The 18,098-nt window shown below is 48.5% G+C and carries 18 protein-coding genes, 8 tRNA genes and 1 pseudogene; 4 read left to right on the forward strand and 23 right to left on the reverse strand.

The genetic code is table 11. The annotated features are described in order from the left end of the window. Positions 1–154: 154 nt before the first annotated feature. A complete protein-coding gene (locus tag EDM52_RS16410; RefSeq protein WP_122910059.1) occupies positions 155–583 on the forward strand; it encodes a hypothetical protein in 429 nt (142 codons plus the stop codon). A 45-nt stretch (positions 584–628) separates the two neighbouring features. Here the strand turns inward: EDM52_RS16410 and EDM52_RS16415 are convergent, their stop codons facing one another. From EDM52_RS16415 to trmL, 8 genes and pseudogenes are all read right to left on the reverse strand, one after another. After that, on the reverse strand, positions 629–1,219 hold the full coding sequence (locus EDM52_RS16415) for a hypothetical protein (protein WP_122910060.1): 591 nt from the start codon (positions 1,217–1,219) through the stop codon (positions 629–631). A gap of 446 nt (positions 1,220–1,665) precedes the next feature. Beyond that, entirely contained in the window at positions 1,666–2,142 is a 477-nt protein-coding gene (locus EDM52_RS25725; protein ID WP_338075436.1) for an RNA-guided endonuclease InsQ/TnpB family protein, read from the reverse strand. Then, a pseudogene (locus tag EDM52_RS16425) lies at positions 2,139–3,698 on the reverse strand (IS3 family transposase). The gene EDM52_RS25725 and the pseudogene EDM52_RS16425 overlap by 4 nt, the downstream one beginning before the upstream one ends. A gap of 29 nt (positions 3,699–3,727) precedes the next feature. After that, complete coding sequence (locus tag EDM52_RS16430) at positions 3,728–3,976, reverse strand: YiaA/YiaB family inner membrane protein (protein WP_122910062.1); 249 nt, start codon at positions 3,974–3,976, stop codon at positions 3,728–3,730. 96 nt (positions 3,977–4,072) lie between these two features. After that, on the reverse strand, positions 4,073–5,230 hold the full coding sequence (gene yhbH / locus EDM52_RS16435; protein ID WP_122910063.1) for a sporulation protein YhbH: 1,158 nt from the start codon (positions 5,228–5,230) through the stop codon (positions 4,073–4,075). A 50-nt stretch (positions 5,231–5,280) separates the two neighbouring features. Continuing rightward, positions 5,281–7,179, reverse strand: coding sequence for a PrkA family serine protein kinase (locus tag EDM52_RS16440; protein ID WP_122910064.1), 1,899 nt, complete (start codon positions 7,177–7,179; stop codon positions 5,281–5,283). Between the two features lie 588 nt (positions 7,180–7,767). Then, a complete protein-coding gene (locus tag EDM52_RS16445) occupies positions 7,768–8,493 on the reverse strand; it encodes an HAD family hydrolase (RefSeq protein WP_122910065.1) in 726 nt (241 codons plus the stop codon). A 43-nt stretch (positions 8,494–8,536) separates the two neighbouring features. Further along, positions 8,537–9,007 carry a tRNA (uridine(34)/cytosine(34)/5-carboxymethylaminomethyluridine(34)-2'-O)-methyltransferase TrmL gene (gene trmL, locus EDM52_RS16450; RefSeq protein WP_122910066.1) on the reverse strand — a complete coding sequence of 157 codons (471 nt, stop codon included), beginning with the start codon at positions 9,005–9,007 and terminating at the stop codon, positions 8,537–8,539. Positions 9,008–9,269: 262 nt separating this feature from the next. Between trmL and EDM52_RS16455 the strand changes: the two genes are divergently transcribed. Next, entirely contained in the window at positions 9,270–9,974 is a 705-nt protein-coding gene (locus EDM52_RS16455) for a ferric reductase-like transmembrane domain-containing protein (protein WP_122910067.1), read from the forward strand. 6 nt (positions 9,975–9,980) lie between these two features. Here EDM52_RS16455 and EDM52_RS16460 read toward each other — a convergent pair whose 3' ends face one another. The 4 genes from EDM52_RS16460 to rnhA form a co-directional block, all read right to left on the reverse strand. Further along, on the reverse strand, positions 9,981–10,955 hold the full coding sequence (locus EDM52_RS16460; protein WP_122910068.1) for an amidase domain-containing protein: 975 nt from the start codon (positions 10,953–10,955) through the stop codon (positions 9,981–9,983). Between the two features lie 129 nt (positions 10,956–11,084). Continuing rightward, entirely contained in the window at positions 11,085–11,633 is a 549-nt protein-coding gene (locus EDM52_RS16465) for a methylated-DNA--[protein]-cysteine S-methyltransferase (protein ID WP_122910069.1), read from the reverse strand. 30 nt (positions 11,634–11,663) lie between these two features. After that, the gene (gene queG / locus EDM52_RS16470; RefSeq protein WP_122910070.1) at positions 11,664–12,842 is read right to left on the reverse strand and encodes a tRNA epoxyqueuosine(34) reductase QueG; all 1,179 of its coding nucleotides are present in this window, start codon (positions 12,840–12,842) and stop codon (positions 11,664–11,666) included. Then, on the reverse strand, positions 12,839–13,273 hold the full coding sequence (gene rnhA, locus EDM52_RS16475) for a ribonuclease HI (RefSeq protein WP_183185157.1): 435 nt from the start codon (positions 13,271–13,273) through the stop codon (positions 12,839–12,841). Before rnhA ends, queG begins: the two co-directional genes overlap by 4 nt. Positions 13,274–13,387: 114 nt before the next feature. Between rnhA and EDM52_RS16480 the strand changes: the two genes are divergently transcribed. Continuing rightward, positions 13,388–14,053, forward strand: a complete 666-nt coding sequence (locus EDM52_RS16480; protein WP_122910075.1) for a B3/B4 domain-containing protein — start codon at positions 13,388–13,390, stop codon at positions 14,051–14,053. 157 nt (positions 14,054–14,210) lie between these two features. Here the strand turns inward: EDM52_RS16480 and EDM52_RS16485 are convergent, their stop codons facing one another. After that, positions 14,211–14,438 carry a hypothetical protein gene (locus tag EDM52_RS16485; protein WP_122910072.1) on the reverse strand — a complete coding sequence of 76 codons (228 nt, stop codon included), beginning with the start codon at positions 14,436–14,438 and terminating at the stop codon, positions 14,211–14,213. Between the two features lie 128 nt (positions 14,439–14,566). Next, the gene (locus EDM52_RS24370; protein WP_183185152.1) at positions 14,567–15,064 is read right to left on the reverse strand and encodes an MFS transporter; all 498 of its coding nucleotides are present in this window, start codon (positions 15,062–15,064) and stop codon (positions 14,567–14,569) included. On the opposite strand from EDM52_RS24370, the gene EDM52_RS16490 reads away from it, so the two are divergent. Continuing rightward, complete coding sequence (locus tag EDM52_RS16490) at positions 15,063–15,569, forward strand: Crp/Fnr family transcriptional regulator (protein ID WP_221175555.1); 507 nt, start codon at positions 15,063–15,065, stop codon at positions 15,567–15,569. The two genes, EDM52_RS24370 and EDM52_RS16490, sit on opposite strands and share 2 nt — an antisense overlap. Positions 15,570–15,615: 46 nt before the next feature. Here EDM52_RS16490 and EDM52_RS16495 read toward each other — a convergent pair whose 3' ends face one another. From EDM52_RS16495 to EDM52_RS16535, 9 genes are all read right to left on the reverse strand, one after another. Next, positions 15,616–16,947, reverse strand: a complete 1,332-nt coding sequence (locus tag EDM52_RS16495) for a purine/pyrimidine permease (protein WP_122910074.1) — start codon at positions 16,945–16,947, stop codon at positions 15,616–15,618. A gap of 350 nt (positions 16,948–17,297) precedes the next feature. Continuing rightward, a tRNA-Leu gene (locus EDM52_RS16500) sits at positions 17,298–17,379 on the reverse strand. Positions 17,380–17,388: 9 nt separating this feature from the next. Further along, a tRNA-Cys gene (locus EDM52_RS16505) sits at positions 17,389–17,462 on the reverse strand. Positions 17,463–17,467: 5 nt separating this feature from the next. Then, positions 17,468–17,543: transfer RNA gene (locus EDM52_RS16510), tRNA-Gly, on the reverse strand. A 7-nt stretch (positions 17,544–17,550) separates the two neighbouring features. After that, positions 17,551–17,625, reverse strand: a tRNA-Gln gene (locus EDM52_RS16515). Positions 17,626–17,652: 27 nt separating this feature from the next. Further along, a tRNA-His gene (locus EDM52_RS16520) sits at positions 17,653–17,728 on the reverse strand. 28 nt (positions 17,729–17,756) lie between these two features. Beyond that, positions 17,757–17,830, reverse strand: a tRNA-Trp gene (locus EDM52_RS16525). A gap of 6 nt (positions 17,831–17,836) precedes the next feature. Continuing rightward, a tRNA-Phe gene (locus EDM52_RS16530) sits at positions 17,837–17,909 on the reverse strand. Between the two features lie 31 nt (positions 17,910–17,940). Next, positions 17,941–18,017, reverse strand: a tRNA-Asp gene (locus EDM52_RS16535). Positions 18,018–18,098 lie beyond the last annotated feature (81 nt).

Below are 18,098 nucleotides of genomic sequence, written 5' to 3' on the forward strand. Positions count from 1 at the left end.
ACATAGTTCATTTTGATTTGGTAACTCTTGTTTATAATGCCGCTAAATTAGCCACTGATCGGATTCGTAACGCACTGGAAAACAAGAAGCCAGTCGCGGCTTAGTTTTTAAAAAAGGATAAAGAAGAGATTGGGGCAGTCTGTATATTTTTAAGATGAGCAATTATGAAATTGATTCATTTGTCATTTTTTTGGGGATCATTACCATGCTTTTTTCATCACTTACCCCCGTGTTCGCGGCAGAAGCAAGGTATGGTCCTTTTTACATCCGACCTACGGATAAAGGAGATTACGATGGGGCTTACATTCACCTTAGCTCTGGAGTAGATGAATTTTCTGTAGATTATAATTACTACGGAGTTCACGCTGGCGAAAAAGCTCATATTACATGGACTCTATATGATTCTAATGGTGACGTAGTTGAATTTCGAGATTATGGAGAGGGTGATGCAGAGAAGGGATCATCCCTTGGTTTCTATAATTTAGAACCGGGGACAAGATATCAATTGATATGGGAATCACTTACAAACAACGATACAGTAGGTGGCTTCTACGTCAATGTGGATGGAGAGGCCTCGAAATGATAAAAAAAGAAACCAGACGAAGGGCTGGTTTCTTTTTTTTATAGGTTATGCATGAATCGGATAAATTTTAATACTACCACCACTTTCATCTACAGCTTCTACTATTTTCAAATCAGCATGTTTATGTTTCGGATAATAAATTATATACGTATCTGAGACATCAATGGATTCCATTATCCCGTCTTCATACGTTATTCGTATTGTCTTTACCGTCTCAGATTCTTTTACAAATCCTATGACATCGCTATACTTTGATGAATGAAACGTCATTATTTGAAGGGGTTTGGAACTCGGTGTAACTGTTTTATTTCTCGATACCCTCCAATTATCTACTGTTATGTCACATAGTCCATATTTCGATTTACCATTTAATTCAAAGCTATAGAGAACATGAACAAAAGATTTATTGTTAACCATCTTTAGGATCTTTACATTTTTGACATCCCCACTTGGCTTAATTGGTGTACTATCATAAAGAGGTTTTCCCTTATGATAAGTATCTTTTAATGAGGACAATATTATTTGGTTAATGTCTGGATCAGTTATTTCTTTAGCCTGACTCTGCGTCGAAGTAAAGGATATTCCCAGTAAAGCAAATAACATGGTTACCACTAACAATACAGTTGTTTTTTTCATGCAAATCCTCCTGGCCATATTTTTTACCCATACAATACATGATATTTTTTCCTTAAGATTTAGATTTTAACCATTGCTAATGATATTGTGGTCCGTCTGAGCCAGTTTCATTACCTGTAGTAGAAGTAGTACTACATTTACCATTTCATTCAGGCCATAAAAGGCTATACACACAGTTTCACTACAAATAGTGCTGATTTGTCATTACAACTTTATCGGGTCGTTGAATACCACCATATACGCTGTTTCACTACCAGTAGTGCTACATGTGCCATTGCAACATCGCCACGACATCAACGCACATAACGTGATCACCGGTTTCACTACCAATAGTGCTAAATGTGCCATTGCAACCGACTTTACAAGCTCAATACCGGTATTCGCGCTTCAACGGGCCGGCATCCCAACCCTCCACGCAGGCGCTGAACGAGCCTTTGGATACTAATTTATCCTTCCAACGCACGTCGGAGGATATTTATTGATGCATTAATATCTCTGTCCAGATTCAATCCACATTCTCCGCATGTATGTGTCCGAGTTTGAAGCGTCTTTTCTACCAAAAATCCGCAGCTCGAACAAAGTTGAGATGTGTTTTTTGGATCTACCTTTCGAATCTGCTTGCCAAAAAGCTTTGCCTTATACTCTAAACATTGAACAATTCTGTACCAACCAACATCAGATATGCTTTTTGAAAAGTCACCCCTTTGAATCATTCCTCTAATTTCCAAATCCTCGACAGCAATCAGATCATAAGTATCAATAAGTTTACGGGAAGTCGTATGTATGTTGTAATGGCGCTGATTTGCAATATGTTCGTATTCCTTAGCTAACATATTCACAGCTTTTTTCCATCGGTTTGATCCCTTTTGCTTACGGTGTTTGTCAAGATAGTTGTCGCGAATTGATGAAAATAAGATAGCTATGTTTGAGCTTTTTGCTCAGCTTGAATAAGGGTCGCTTTTTCCGGATTGAGCCAAACTTCTTCATCCAGGCTCCAATCGCGTGTAGCCCCTGACCAGCGACCAGGATTCGAGGCTTTCGCGGTTTCGTAGACTTGTTTTCTTTTCTCAAATACTTGCTTAGACAGACCGTTGTGTCTCTGGTTCGGCGTTATAAAGTTAAGTCCGCTGTGGCGATGCTCGTGATTGTACCAGCGCACAAAACGTAGCACCCATTCACGCGCTTCTGTGCGATCCTTAAACCCTTGCTCAGGGTACTCTGGACGGTATTTGCATGTCCGGAAGATGGATTCAGCATAGGGGTTATCATTGCTAACTCGCGGACGGCTTCTAGAAGGGGTAATACCTAAACTGTACAGCGTTTCTAATAAGGTTGCCCCTTTCATTGGACTACCGTTGTCCGAGTGCAGCACAAGTGGTTGCTGGCGAACGACACACTGCTCACTTAGCACGGTTCTGCGAATCAATTGACTGGCATGCTCGGCCGACTCTTCCTCCCAATTCTCCCAACCGACAATTTTGCGACTATACAAATCCAGCACGAGATAGAGGTAGAAGAACAAGCCTTTAACCGGCCCAGGCAACCACGTAATATCCCGCATCCAGACCTGGTTAGCCCCGGTTGCACGGTGACTTGTCAGCGGCTTGGCGGTTCGCTTCTTGCTCCGTCCACGATGCTGCTGCTGTTTGTGTTTATGCATCACGCGATAAAAGCTCGATTCGGAAGCGATATACGTCCCCTGATCGGCCAGCGCGGGAACGATTTGACTCGGAGGCAAACTCTGAAATTCCGGTTGATGAATGACGTCCAGAATCTGTTGCTCTTCATCCTCGCTGAGCTTGTGGGCGGGCTCAGGCCGTTTCGCATTTGGACGCCCATCTTCACGCGCACCATACTGTCGCCAACGTTGCAGGGTGCGCTGAGTCAGTCCAAGCTCTTTACAGGCGAGCCGCTCTCTTGCTCCGGCTTCGACCGCTTCTTGAATCAGTGATATGGCTAATTGACGAATCTGAGGCACTGATCATTCGTCCCCTTGGTCCCCCCAGATCGCTTGGGCCTTTTTTCGTAACACCAGTAGCGCGGCCGTTTCCGCGAGCGCCGCTTCTTTGCGCTGCAGCTCACGGCTTAGGGTTTTTACCTCTTGCTCCTTTGTACGGAGATCCTTTTGGAGCTTGCTCGCTTGCTCGACTCTCCCGCCATTGGCTTGCATGCAGGCATCACGCCAAGCCTCTACTTGTTCGACGAATAGCCCTTTAGCGCGACAGTATTCCGACAGTTCGATTTCACTTAGCGCAGCGGTTTCCACCACGATGGCAAATTTATCTCTTGTGCTCCATCTCTCGGCAGGCTGCGTACCATCAGGCATGATCTTTCCTTGTGCTTTGGCCGCCTTTTTCCATTTGTATAGCGTTGTTTCCGATAGTCCGCTCTCTCTGGCGATCTGGCTGACAGGCTCATTGCTGGGCGGCATCATCCGTTGCAAAATGCTCTGCTTTAACTCCTTGCTCACTTGGTTCATTGTCTCCCACCTCGTCCTCGTTTTCCTTACTATACGTTCTTTAGAGGGGTACGACAACTATTCTGACACAGGGGGTTATCCCTCACTACTTTTTGGGTCAATATTGACCCAACAGCTACCAGAAGCATGCATGCTATATAATACCCTTTTTCATACAATTCAAGAGTAGTCGCATTATAGAGTCCAATGGAAAATAAGAGTACGCCTACACCTAATGTAAAATACGCTAAGAAGGTAAAAGCTCCTGTGTTGCGCTTACGATGCTTTTGCGGATACATATTTAGCCTCCTCACGATTTTTATCTTGCAGGACATTCACAAAAGGCCCCTGATCTCTCTGGGGCCTTTTGGAATTCCGAGCAACTTTCCTACGTGCTACGTCACAGCTTCCTTCTTCCCAAAAAACGTCCTCAGCGCCTTGTAGACCTCCCCCTTCTCCCGAATCACGCAATGCATGAACTTCGGTTCCTTGATATGTCGATAAGCGGACATGAGGGTTGAGTGCCTGTTGTACTGATTGACCTCCCCATATCCAAACATATTGCAGCGATCCATCAATTCCTTCACCAGCTTGACGCAGCGTTCATTGTCAGAGGTGAGGTTGTCGCCGTCCGAGAAGTGGAACGGATAGATGTTATACTGCGAGGTTGGATAGCGGCTATCGATAATCTCCAGCGCCTTTTTATACGCGGAGGAGCAGATCGTTCCCCCGCTCTCTCCCTTGGAGAAAAAGGTATCCTCTGTCACTTCCTTGGCGTCCGTATGGTGTGCGATGAAGACGATCTCTACCTTCTCGTATTTGGTGCGCAGGAAGCGGACCATCCAGAAGAAAAAGCTGCGCGCAATGTATTTCTCGAATACACCCATGGAGCCTGAAGTGTCCATCATCGCAATGATGACGGCATTGGAATGAGGTTTGATGATCTCTTCCCAGGTCTTGAACCGCAGGTCATCATCGGTGATGCCCAGCTCCAGATCACTGTAGCCAGCCAGTCCATTGCGCCTGATCGCAGCGATTAGTGTCCGTTTTTTATCAATGTTGCCCATCAAGCCTTTTTTGCGCACATCGTTGAAGCGTGTCTCTTCGATGACGATCTGGTCTTCATCCTTGCGCTGCAAATTGGGCAGCTCCAGCTCAGCAAACAGCATCTCCTGCAGCTCTTCCACACTGATCTCGGCTTCGTAATAATCCACACCAGGCTGATCGCCAGCTCCTTGCCCTTTGCCAGCTCCCTGCGCTGGGTCGCCATCCTGGGCAACCACATCGCCTACCTTGCTGTTTCCTTTCCCCTGTCCCCCGTGCTTGCCTTTTTGGAAGTTATAGCGCAATCGATACTCATCCAGCGAACGGATCGGGATCTTGATGACTTCCCGTCCGTTCGACATGATGATGTTTTCTTCACTCACCAAATCAGGAAGATTTTTTTTAATAGCTTCCTTCACTTTTTCCTGGTGTCGAGTTTGGTCCTGGTACCCTTTGCGGTGCAGCGACCAGTCTTCCCGGGAGACAATGAACGATGAAGAGTCTTTCATGCCGTCTCCTCCTAGTAACTGGCGCAATCCGCGCCGAATGTGTGACTGATCTAGCGGTTCAACAAACTGCCGACGTAGCGAAGCAGCTCGTTGGCGCAGACAGGGCAGTATTGATGCTCCTCAATAAGTCGTTTGGTTACTTCGTTGATCTTTTTCAATTGATGCTCATCCGGTGTTTTGTTCGAGGTCGTAATCTTCACAACGTCTTTCAGATCGGTGAATAGTTTTTTCTCGATTGCTTCACGTAGACGGTCGTGAGAGCTGTAATCAAAACGCTTGCCTTTGCGCGCATAAGCCGAGATGCGAATCAGGATTTCTTCACGGAATGCCCGTTTGGCGTTCTCCGAGATGCCGATCTGTTCCTCGATCGAGCGCATCAAACGCTCATCCGGATCCATCTCCTCACCAGTCACCGGATCACGCAGCTTATTCATATTGCAATACGCCTCGACGTTATCCAGATAGTTATCCATCAGCGTCTTGGCCGACTCTTCATAGCTGTAGACAAAGGCCTTCTGCACTTCCTTCTTGGCCAGCTCGTCGTACTCCTTGCGCGCGATGGAAATGAAGTTCATGTAGCGTTCACGCTGCTCCTTGGTGATGGACGGATGCTGGTCAAAGCCTTCCTTGAGCGCTCGCAGGATATCCAGCGCATTGATGCACTCGGTATCACGCCGAATCAGCGCACTGGAGATGCGGTTGATGACATAGCGCGGATCGATGCCGGCCATACCCTCGTCGGCAAATTCGTTTCGCAGCTCCTCCAGATCGGCCCCCTTGAAGCCTTCCACGGATTCACCATCGTAGAGCCTCATTTTTTTCAACAGATCGGCGCCCTGCTTTTTCGATTCCTTCAGCCTGGTCATAATGGAGAAAATGGCTGCCGAGCGAAGCGCGTGAGGCGCGATATGCACATGCCCCAGATCAGACTGCCGAATCAGCTTGGAATAAATTTTTTCCTCGTCACTGACCCGCAGATTATACGGCATTGGCATCACGATGATACGAGACTGCAGGGCTTCGTTCTTTTTATTCGCGATAAATGCTTTGTACTCCGATTCATTCGTATGAGCGACGATCAATTCATCAGCAGAGATGAGCGCAAAGCGACCCGCTTTAAAATTTCCTTCCTGCGTCAACGACAGCAGATGCCACAAGAATTTTTCATCGCACTTCAACATTTCCTGGAATTCCATCAACCCGCGGTTTGCCTTGTTCAACTCCCCGTCAAAGCGGTAGGCACGCGGGTCCGATTCAGAGCCGTACTTGGTGATGGTCGAAAAGTCGATACTTCCGGTCAGATCGGCGATATCCTGCGATTTTGGATCTGACGGACTGAAGGTACCTATCCCTACCCTGTTTGACTCCGAGAACAGAATCCGAGTCACTGGAAAATCCTCAATGCGCCCATTGTACTCCTGTTCCAGCCTCATCCGGTTGTAAGGGGTCAGTTCACCCTCGATCTTGATACCCAGCTCTTCTTCTATTTCAGATCGCAACTCGCGCGGAATCAGATGGAGCGGCTCCTCCTGCATCGGACAACCATCCAAGGCATACACGGCTCCCTCATCTGTTCGGGAATACTCCTCCAGGCCGCGCTTCAACATCGTCACCAATGTTGATTTACCACCACTTACAGGTCCCATCAGAAGCAAGATCCGCTTGCGTACATCGAGACGGCGGGCAGCCGAATGAAAATATTCTTCCACCAGCCGTTCAATCGAGCGATCCAATCCATAAATTTCACGACTGAAAAATTGATACGAACGAGAACCGTCTTCATTTTCCTCTACGCCGGCACTTTTGATCATGTTGTAAACGCGCGAATGAGCCGTCTGGGCAATTTGCGGGTTTTTTCGCAAAAGCTGAAGATACTCAGCAAAGGTTCCTTTCCACATCAGGTTTTCTTCTCGGGCCCTGTGTTCTGAAATACGCTTTAAAATATCCATGCTCGTCACTCCTCCCTCATAAGCCCCTCTCTCTTCCCCCAAACGACAATGTACTCTCATGTATATGTCCGCTGGCGGTTCCACATTCGCTTGCAACAGTTTTCTTCACATGCCTTCATCAGGCTCATTCAGCCCTTTTCATATCGTATGCAAGCCGTTGTCGCAAGTTTCGGATAACTTCTTCGGTTCTTTGTGAACGCGATAGAAAATCTCAACTTCACGTCCCATTTGGGTTCGATAACTTCATCGTATTTCTCGGTTGCTTCTCACTCAGATGGATTCCTACGTATGGAGTTTTGTCGAACTTTGGCAAAGATGCCCTGCTAGCCCGTTTTCAAACAGGGCAAGCTACGCTATAATGGGAGTAGTTTGTTTACGAAAGGAGCAGTCCAACATGGGTACGTTTATCGTAGGGTTGGTCTTTGGCGCTTTTGTGTTTTTCATCCTTACAGCCGGTTACGACAAGGACAGAACCTGGAACCTGTAAGACGAGCGTAAGCTAACGATATCTTGCATCGCTCCCAGAAAAAAAGCAGGCTGCCTATGTCGGGCAACCTGCTTTTTTCCATGTCCTGCACCATTCGTAAGCTATTTGGCAAACACGCCGCTTCTTTGCGAGATCGCCTGATGCAATTCCTCCAGTGATCCCTTTTGATCCACCGCATACTGTGGTTCTCCGCGATCCTCCAGCCAATTGGTAACGAGGAACGTCTTCATGCCCAGTTTCGATGCCACCATATCTTCTTGCATGTGGTTTCCGACCATCACGCAGTCACCCGGCTCCACGCCCAGCTTACTGCAAATCTCGCTAAAATACTCCGTGTTGGGTTTGGTAAAATGAGACTCCTCATAGACCGTCACGAGCTCAAAATCAGCGGGATTCAACCCGATCCAGGACAAGCGATGGTGGATCGCATCTCGCGGAAACACCGGATTGGTCGCTACAGCGATACGGAAGCCTTGTCCTTTTGCCGCTTCCACGATCTGTTTGGCCCAAGGAGATGGTTGGGTATGCTCCATTAGGGACGGGAACACATCCCGATAAAACGCATCAAAAATCGGCCACAGCTCGTCCAGGTTCCATTCGCCGTGCTCCGCAAAATACTCCATGAAGACCTGCTCATTTGTTTTTTCTGCGTCCTTGCTCATGATCATCGCTTTCGTTCCATCCCAGATCAAGCCAAGCATCTTTTGCGTGTCGTACGCGTCTCCTACATGACTTCCCAAAACCTTCAGGTACTGTTGGACAAATGGTTCGGTCTGCATCTCCAAAAGGGTTCCATCCAGGTCAAACAGAATCGTGCTTATACTCATTTCTCTCTCTCCTTTCAAAGTTGGCAAATCCCGCTTGCAACCATTACTTCAACCCGGGAAAACCCAACTGACGCAAGCCCTCGAACAGTACGATAGCGGCACAGTTGGACAAATTCACAGAACGTGTCGCACCGCTCATGGGGATTCGAATCGTCTGCTCCCGATAGCGATTGGTCAATTCCTCTGGCAGTCCTGTCGTCTCTTTGCCCAGGATAATGTAGTCTCCGTCACGAAACGATACCTCTGCGTACAAGGTTTCTCCCCACGTCTCGACAAAGTAAAATGTCCCGGCATCTGGCCCCTGCTCCTCGGCAAAATGCTCGAAGCTATCATAATGATGAACATTCACGGCATGCCAATAATCCAGTCCTGCCCTCTTGAGATAGCGGTCTTCGGTAGAAAAACCGAGCGGATGAATCAAATGCAGGTGTGCACCAGTCGCTGCGCAGGAACGGGCGATGTTTCCCGTATTGGCAGGGATTAATGGCTCATGCAAAACAATGTGTAGCGGCATAACGGCAATGTCTCCTTGGTATCCGAGCTATCAAACATCCCCTATTATACCTAACCAAGCCTTTGAAAAGCCACCGCCTATCTGCTTTCCCTGGTCTTGAATAGAAAAAATGGGCATCCGCCATACGGGATGCCAGGAGAGAAAACTGTCGCCCTTCGAACATTCGAATGGATTGCGACAGGTTTTTTGCTCTGTAACGGAACCACCCTTTGCTGCATCTAAGAGGAAATGACCTTTGGGTCCATGAGGAGTTGATTGACAGATGGCTCAAACGCTATCCTTTCGTCTGGTCACACACATGATCAGTCTGGTTTTCGTGGCACTAAGCATAGGCTGGATGTGGCAAGACTTCTTATCATTTCCGCCTATGGAAGCCACCAGCATGATTCTTGGCTATGTATCGTTCGTCCTGATTGGTTTAACCCTGTTGATTGGACCGATCAAATCCTTGCTGCCTGCCCGCATCGGATCTGCCTGCTTGTCCATTCGCCGCGATGTCGGGATTTGGGCAGGGCTCACCGCACTCATACATGTCGTCCTTGTGCTCATCCTGTTTTCGGGTGAGCCTCGCCTGATGATCATCGACCAAAGCTTATTGGAGCAATCACAGCATGGATGGCTCAGATTATTTTTTGTCTTCTATCCTCATGAAGCAGGTTGGCCCGATTTGCGCTGGTCGCTCATCGGGGTAGCCAATTACTTGGGACTGATCGCCTTTCTGATGATCCTTGCCCTTCTCTTGACCTCTTCAGACCGTGCTGCAAAACAGCTAGGCGGCTCCACCTGGAAACGTCTCCATCTGGCTAATCCGTTCCTGTTCCTTCTCGTAGTTGTGCATGGACTGACGTATATCCAATTTATAAAAGGGGAGCCGCATTCCCTATCCGACATCCTCTTGTTTGCATTCGCTGTCTGGATAGTTCGCACCATACTATTTTGGCGAGCGCTATGGCAGAGGCAACGTTAAACCGCTTCACCCTTTTACCCCCTGAATGTGAAAAAAGGCATAGCGGATCTGTGGCGTATAGGCAGTCGAATCCTCGTATGACCAATAGCGCATACTGCTGTCTGTCGTATGGGCATTCACCAGTGGCATGTTATACCCATCCTTGGCCACGACAATCGTATTGTGCTGAAACCGACCATCTCCGTTGAAGTCGTAACAGATCACATCACCTGGTATCAATTCCTCGGGAGAGCTTTTCGCGACAGCGCGTATCGGCTCTCCCCCTGATTTGAGCAGTAAATACAAGCTATGAGCGACCGACCAGCTAAAGCTCCATTCGCTCCCCTTGCCTGTCCGAATCCACCAGCCTTTGGTCTTTTCCTTGGAAAACAGCATCGGAATCCCTCCCGCATGCAAGCATTGCGAGATGAAATTGGTGCAATCATCGGTGAAGTGAGGATAAGCGGGGTTGGGTGAATTCCAATATTGATGCGCATACTCTACTGCCTTTCTGGCGTTGTATCCGCTTGCCCCATGTACCACCAGAAACGGTTTTGTGACACGCTCCCCGACAACCGTAACGGGAGTTTCCGCTTGCTCTTCATAAACCTCTTCCAGCTTCTCGTCCCCCTCCCATTCCCGTGTATCTGTGATCGTCCATGTATCCTGCTCTTTGCTCAGATAAACGATAATGATGCGACGACTAGCTTCCACATGCCTTTTTTCTCCGATGCGATAGTGCCGCCATCCCGTCCAAGACAAGCGTACTTCCATGCTGTCTCCCGTCTCCATCCAGTACAGCGGTACTACACGCCCACTAACCGCGTATATGACCGCGCCACGGTTCACGGTTTGACTGTACTCCCGTGTCAAACGGTCCCATTCACCAGCCTTGGTCTCCTTTCCTCTGGTAAAAAATGCGGCAAGTCTTTCATACTTCCCGTCCATCCACGACCAATGCACAGCATCAAAATACTTTTGAATAAATCCCCTCCAGTCCATCAGGCCCCTCCCTTCTAATTTGCGTGTCCTTCATCTCAGATCGTCTGTCTATCATGCATTTGCCGTTAGCGTTCATAGCAGAATATGTAAGAAAATGGACTTTCAGAAGAAAAAGAAAAGCCACCCGGGTCAGCGGGTGACTTGATTGGATGAAGAGAAAAGGGAAAGAGGTACCTTTTCTAAAGATAGCAAATACTCCTTGATTGGCAATCCTCCCCCGTAGCCGACCAATGCGCCATTGGAGCCAATAACACGATGGCAAGGAATAATCACCGGGATCGGGTTGCGGTTATTCGCTCCACCGATGGCTCTGACAGCTTTCGATGCGCCTATGGCTAGCGCAATATCCTTGTAGGAGCGTGTCTCACCATAGGGAATGCTGGTCAGCGCAGTCCATACGGATTTCTGAAAGGGAGTACCGTACAACACAAATGGCAGGTCAAACGTGTGACGCAATCCGGCAAAATACTCCTCTAACTGAGCTTTGACTGGCTCATTCCACTGCTCGTCACGCACCAGCGTCATCCCCAGAAAGGTTTTTTTGCACCAGCGCTGCAAAGATGGCAAGCTGCGCTCCTCGTCACCAAACTCGATAAAACAAAGTCCTTGTTCAGTAGAAGCCAGCAACAACGGTCCGATAGGTGAGTCCATGATGGTATACTGCAGCGTATTAGTCATCCAACCTTCCTCCCTTATCCGTTTTTCCTGCTATTTTGTCTGCTCTGTGTTCTTCTGCTGCACCTGACTGTTCATGATCTCGAGACCTTTTCGCACCTCTTCCAAAACTTCTGGAGAGTCCTCGCGCTCCTTCGAACGGTTCAAAGCTGCTTCGGCATCCTCGCCTCCGATTTTGCCCAGCGCCCATGCTGCTGTTCCGCGAATCACGGGTCGAGGATCATGCTCCAGCAATCGTGCCAGGTGCGGCACCGCCGACCGATCCTTGAAATGAGCCAATGCCAAAATCGCATTGCGCTGAATCGGCTTTTTTCCTCGCCATGACGAAGAAGAAAGGCCAAATTTCTCTTTGAATTCCTTGTTGCTCATCTCCAACAAGGGGATCAGCAAAGGCTTGGCTACCTCGGGATCGGGAATAAACTCGGTCTGGTGGCTGTTGTGAATGCCGCGATTCTTGGGACAAACCGTCTGACACGTATCACAGCCATAGAGCCGATTGCCGATCTTGGTCCGAAACTCATCCGGGATGAAATCCTTTACCTGTGTCAGATACGCCACACAACGCTGCGCATTCAACTGCCCTCCTTGCACCAATGCTCCGGTCGGGCAGGCATCTACACAAATATTGCAATCCCCGCAGCCTTCTTCTACAGGCTGGTCGAAGGGAAGCGGCAGATTCGTCACAAGCTCGCCCAAATAGACCCAGGAGCCGAATTCCGGCGTAATCAAAGCGCAGTTTTTCCCTACCCAGCCTAGTCCGGCACGCTCAGCTACAGCGCGGTCTGACAAGGCTCCCGTGTCTACCATCGACTCAATTTGCGCTCCCGGCTCCAGTTCTCGAATGAACCGGGCCAGCTTGGCCAGTCTGTCGCGCAGGACATGGTGATAGTCCGTTCCCCATGCCGCCCTGCAAAGAATGCCGCGATAAGCACCCGGCTCCGATTTTGGCGGGTTTTCCAGCTTGGATGGATAAGCCAGTGCGATGGAGATCAAGGTGCGGGCCCCTTCCAGAATGAGGTCAGGCTGCGTCCTTTTCTCCAGATCCGGTTCTTCAAATCCAGACTCGTATCCCTTTTCTCGGTGTTCGATCAGCCGTCCACGCAGCTCCACGAACGGGTCCGCACTGGCAAAGCCGATCTTGTCGATTCCGATTTCCTTGGCATATGCAATGATCGCCTGCTTCGTCTGTACCCAGTACTGCTGGTCGTTCACAGCTGTTTGATCGCTCCTGTCGCCAACTCGTCGCAACGGTTGTTCCACTTGTTGTCAGCGTGTCCTTTTACTTTGACGTATTCTACTTGATGAATCTCCATCAAACGAAGCAGTTCCTTCCACAAATCCTGGTTCTCTACCGGCTGTCCCTTGCTGTTTTTCCAGCCATTTTTCAGCCAGCCCTTGTACCAGCCCTGTTTAAAACAGTTTACTAGATAGGCGCTGTCACTGTACAAGGTAACCTTGCAAGGTTCTTTTAAAATGGAGAGGGCCTCAATCGCAGCCTGCAGCTCCATGCGGTTATTCGTTGTATTGGGCTCGGCACCGGACATTTCCTTGATGTGTTCGCCGTACATCAGAACGGCTCCCCAACCACCAGGTCCCGGATTTCCCGAACATGCCCCGTCTGTATAAATCATCACTTCTCGCATTGTCATCTCCAGGGTATCCCTCCTGTCCTCTTCTATTGTAACGAAGGTTAGTCGCTTCCACAAAAAAAATTTGTTATACTACCAAAAATAGGTTCGTCGGAGGAATGAGATTTGATACATGTACGACTGGATTCATCCGTTACCGAACGCCTACCTCAGCTTTCCTTGGGTGTTCTTCAGTATCACGGCGCGTCTGTCAGCGACTCTCCCAAAATGCTGCAAGGGCGCATCAATTTTTTCATAGAAAACCTTCGCCTCGAACACGAAGTCTCCCGTCTGACAGAAATCGAAGGCGTTCGTGAATGGCGTGCTGCTCTGAAGCAGCTAGGCACTGATCCTTCGCGTTATCGCCCTTCCTCAGAAGCCTTGCTGCGCCGTTTGCTACAAGGGAACCCGTTTTTTTGGGTGAATAGTGCTGTAGATGTAAACAACTTTTTCTCTGTTTTGTATGCCTTGCCTTTGGGCATCTACGATCTGGATCAAATTCATGGAGACGTAGTCTGCCGTGTGGGGCAAGCCGATGATCACTACGAAGGCTTGAATGGTCGCGAAGTCAGCATGGAAAACAAACCGCTGTTAGCCGACGAGCAAGGGGCATTTGGCAGCCCAATCGTGGACTCCAAGCGAACCTGTGTGACCGATCAAAGCCGCAATATGCTGCAGGTCATCTTTTTCCATGAGCAGCTATCCGCCTCAAAGAAAGATGAAATTCTCGGCTCAGTCGGACGCATGTTTACGGAAATCAATGGCGGTGAAATTGCCCAAGCTTCACTGGTCTGATCATAACATAAAAGGACGGCCCCAAATGGTGGGCCGTCTCCTTTTTTTTTAATGCTTCATGAATGAAAGGCTTTTGTTTCTCTTCTTCTACACAGAGTTTTTTACCAGAAAGCGGTTCAGGATGTTGTCGCTGATACGGGCTACATTATTGTCGTACTCATTCCATGCCATGCTTCCTGCCCAGTTGATCGAGCCCACTGAAACATGGGGCAAAAATCGGTTCGCTCGGCAAATCACTATCCGGGCCGGTCATCCCCCCACTGAATCCTACGATGCCGGCAGTATATTTCGGACTTGAGGTGCTGACCATGAATTTCAGTTCCTCTCCTGGCTGAACACTGATTTTGTCGGCATATCCTACGATTTTCAACCTTTCTTTCATCATGCGATCTCCTCCTTAATTTTTTTCATAACTTTCTGTCAACGGATGATAAAGGTATTTTTCCAGGGTGAGATTCTTTCAATATAAAACTGAATAGAAAAGCCAGGAAAAAGGCTCCAGCGGGATAAGCGTCATGAAAATCGGCCCCAATCCTCCTGCAACACCAGCAAACAGCAGATAAATGACAATACAATGCCCAGAAGCCCCATAGCAGAAGTCATGAAGCCCATGTTCTGTACAGAAATATTTCCAACGTTAACCCAGTATAGTGGAGCAAACAGCAGCAGTGTCCAATACCCAGCCATGTTCACTATTGCTATAAGACAACAAATCACGATATTTCTGTATTTCAGGGCCACAAAAAAACCGCCTGCCTTCCCTTCCTCGTGCAGTGCTTTGTCTGCGGGACTAATCTCCACTTCTCTCGTATACTTGATTAAAGCAAAAGCAAGGATGAAGGTCGGCAAGCTCACCAACAGGAATGACATCTGCCAATTCGTAACAGCAGCGATTTGCGTTACGATTATGGGTCCAAGGAAAATACCAATGATGGCGACTCCACCGTTGACAATTCCAGAGTTCCGGCCAAATTTATTCTCGCTCGAAACCTGTGCGAGCATGGACATCATGATCGGTAAGCTTTTTATCATAAAATCCGGAGTAGTAAAAATTTATCGTCATCAAGAAGGACGCGAAATTATTCTCGCGATCTTTAACGAGGGAGACTTTTTCGGGGAAATGGTACTGTTCGGCGATGAAAAAGTACGTTCAGCTTCTGCAAATACCTTGGAAAAGAGCACCGTTTACATCATTAAGAAGGAACATTTTTTAAAGCTGCTTAATCGAAACCCCGCCATTTTCATGAAAATCCTCAATACTGCTCTGGAACGTCTGCGGAAGGCAAATGAACTAATCGCCAACCTGCTAATCCGGCTGACTGAAGACCAAGGAGAAGATCGTGTCGTCGGTTTAAAACTCACCCATAACCAAATGGCAGACATGACGGCTACGGCCAGAGAAACCGTTACAAAGATCTTGTCTGATATGCAAAACAGAGGTTACATACGAATCGTAAATCGCCAAATTTCCATCCATGATCTAGAGGGCTTGAAAAGTTCCGCAGGACTGGAGTAGCCTTACACCCATTTCAGCATATCGACTGGCGCTTAAAAAACGGCCACTATGCTGCGTGGCCGTCTTTTTGTCCTTCAGATCCTTCACGTTTGCGAAACACGACATGCTCAAGCAGCAGACAAACGATCACGCCCAGCAGCAGTCCGTTTCCGAATAAAAAGCTGATCATTGGCGGCATATTTTGCCACGCCGTCGCAGGAACGAACATGATGCCAATTCCCACTAATAGCGAGCTTCCCCCTACTGTAATGGTCCGCTCGTCCATCTCCATACTCACGTAATCCTTCAATCCAAATCCAAGCAGCTTTGTATAGGTGATAAACAGTGCAGCATAAGCCACCGGTGTAGGCAATGCCGCTAAAAAGTGCGAAATCGCAGGAAATAAACCAATGACCATGATCCCCACCATTGCCAGCATAAACGGCAGCCTGGACGCCATTCGCGTGGTCTGAATGACGGCTGCTGCCAGCGAGAGCGGGATCATCCCGACTACTCCAGACAGTCCGGAAAGTATATGGGATACCCCTGTAAACACTCCCCCGCGATTGTACTGTTTAAGCGTAGGCTCCGTATTTGTCGCCTTCCCCATGACCACGAGGCTAGTCACCAGATTGGTCAATAGGACAAAGCCTGTCAACGTACTGGTTAGGACAATTCCCCAATCCCAGCGTGGGGCTCCCCAGAAGAATAGGGATGGCCATGCAATGACTTGGTCTGTCGGACGAACGGGCTCTGTCCACCCCATGACAGCATAAAACACCCAGCCCACCACCATGCCGATCAAGACGGCAAAGCTGGAGAATCGCTTCAATCGCGTCAACCAGATAACCAGAGCTACAATGGCAATCGAGACGAGTGCGATCATCGGCTGTACTTCTCTTGAATGTTGAAATCCGATTCCCAGCATACCTGCCAAAATATTGCTGCACAAGGAAACAGCCAGCAAGATCATGTACGTTCCTGAGACGAGGGGGGTAAACCATCTCTGAAGCTTTCCAACCCAACCCAACATCCCAAAGACGATAAACAGGACGCCAGCCATCATCAGACCAAGCTGAAAGGACTGACCGATTTCTTGGGGATGAAGACCCAGGCTGGTTCCGATTTGCGCTAGAATGACGAAAATACCCCACCACAGCCCTGCTGGCCCTTCCATCATTGGATATCGATGTCCAATCCAAACCTGTAAAAGCGAAGCAAATCCGATGAAAAACATGGATTGCTGCATGAGCTTACCAATCTCATCCGGCTGCAAACCGTATACGTCCCCGATCATCAAGGGCACAGCGACGCTGCTCGATACCGTCACGATCATCCATTGCAGGGCAGACAAAAGAGTCGTACCAACAGGCGGCTTGTCATGCAATCCGTACCTCACATCAACCACCTCTTTACTATTTAAACATATTCCTCATTCTCTCTGTCCACTCCACCACTATGCACGAAGCACTAGGTCTTTTCAATACTATCCTTTCGGCCAAAGTGCACCTCTTCACCAAACCTAGTTTGCCTCAAACTCTATTCGAGCTTGAACCGATTCTGACACGTAAAATAAGCTTCTTTCGAAACAATCGAAGAAGCTGTTCCTTCATATCGGAAATGCCTTGTTGGGAGTGATGAGTCACTTTGTGAAGCTCGTTGCTTTCTTACTGTTGCTTACTTTTCCTTTTTTCATGAAAAAATTCTGATCATCAATCAAGTTGACAATCAGAATTCGTCGATTACGTATGGTGCCGGTGAAGGGACTTGAACCCCCACGGTTTCCCTCACGATTTTGAGTCGCGCGCGTCTGCCATTCCGCCACACCGGCATATTCTTTTGGAGGAGGCACCCGGATTTGAACCGGGGATAAGGGTTTTGCAGACCCGTGCCTTACCACTTGGCTATGCCTCCAACTATGGAGCGGACGACGGGTCTCGAACCCGCGACCTTCGCCTTGGCAAGGCGACGCTCTACCAATTGAGCTACATCCGCAAATAAATGGCTGGGGTACTAGGATTTGAACCTAGGAATGACGGAGTCAAAGTCCGTTGCCTTACCGCTTGGCTATACCCCAATAAGGTTTCCCCAACTTTAAAAACAATGGGGCGATCGATGGGACTTGAACCCACGAGTGCCGGAGCCACAATCCGGTGCGTTAACCCCTTCGCCACGACCGCCACGTTCTAAAGCTTATAGAAAAATCATTGGCAGGGGCAGTAGGAATCGAACCCACACCAAAGGTTTTGGAGACCTTCGTTCTACCGTTAAACTATGCCCCTACAAGGTGGCTCGGGACGGAATCGAACCGCCGACACGAGGATTTTCAGTCCTCTGCTCTACCGACTGAGCTACCGAGCCTCATTCTATAATGAATCACGCCATTTAAAAATGGCGGAGCTGACGGGACTCGAACCCGCGACCTCCGGTGTGACAGACCGGCGTGAACTCCAACTTCACCACAGCTCCATAATGGACATTTTGTCTCGCCTTGATCACATTGTATGGTCAACGTTGTACAAGGAAGATTTGGTTGCGGGAGCAGGATTT

Origin of the sequence: Brevibacillus invocatus (assembly GCF_003710915.1) — a bacterium.
Classification (GTDB): domain Bacteria; phylum Bacillota; class Bacilli; order Brevibacillales; family Brevibacillaceae; genus Brevibacillus; species Brevibacillus invocatus.

Bases quoted from the DNA above. Each gene is read 5' to 3' on its own strand.
- EDM52_RS16490 (WP_221175555.1), top strand. From the start codon at position 15,063: ATGATCGGTAAGCTTTTTATCATAAAATCCGGAGTAGTAAAAATTTAT.
- EDM52_RS16460 (WP_122910068.1), bottom strand. From the start codon at position 10,955: ATGGACTGGAGGGGATTTATTCAAAAGTATTTTGATGCTGTGCATTGG.
- yhbH (WP_122910063.1), bottom strand. From the start codon at position 5,230: ATGAAAGACTCTTCATCGTTCATTGTCTCCCGGGAAGACTGGTCGCTG.
- EDM52_RS16430 (WP_122910062.1), bottom strand. From the start codon at position 3,976: ATGTATCCGCAAAAGCATCGTAAGCGCAACACAGGAGCTTTTACCTTC.
- EDM52_RS16415 (WP_122910060.1), bottom strand. From the start codon at position 1,219: ATGAAAAAAACAACTGTATTGTTAGTGGTAACCATGTTATTTGCTTTA.
- rnhA (WP_183185157.1), bottom strand. From the start codon at position 13,273: ATGCGAGAAGTGATGATTTATACAGACGGGGCATGTTCGGGAAATCCG.
- EDM52_RS16465 (WP_122910069.1), bottom strand. From the start codon at position 11,633: ATGACTAATACGCTGCAGTATACCATCATGGACTCACCTATCGGACCG.
- trmL (WP_122910066.1), bottom strand. From the start codon at position 9,007: ATGCCGCTACACATTGTTTTGCATGAGCCATTAATCCCTGCCAATACG.
- EDM52_RS16410 (WP_122910059.1), top strand. From the start codon at position 155: ATGAGCAATTATGAAATTGATTCATTTGTCATTTTTTTGGGGATCATT.
- EDM52_RS16440 (WP_122910064.1), bottom strand. From the start codon at position 7,179: ATGGATATTTTAAAGCGTATTTCAGAACACAGGGCCCGAGAAGAAAAC.
- EDM52_RS16485 (WP_122910072.1), bottom strand. From the start codon at position 14,438: ATGATGAAAGAAAGGTTGAAAATCGTAGGATATGCCGACAAAATCAGT.
- EDM52_RS16445 (WP_122910065.1), bottom strand. From the start codon at position 8,493: ATGAGTATAAGCACGATTCTGTTTGACCTGGATGGAACCCTTTTGGAG.
- EDM52_RS16455 (WP_122910067.1), top strand. From the start codon at position 9,270: ATGGCTCAAACGCTATCCTTTCGTCTGGTCACACACATGATCAGTCTG.
- EDM52_RS24370 (WP_183185152.1), bottom strand. From the start codon at position 15,064: ATGATGTCCATGCTCGCACAGGTTTCGAGCGAGAATAAATTTGGCCGG.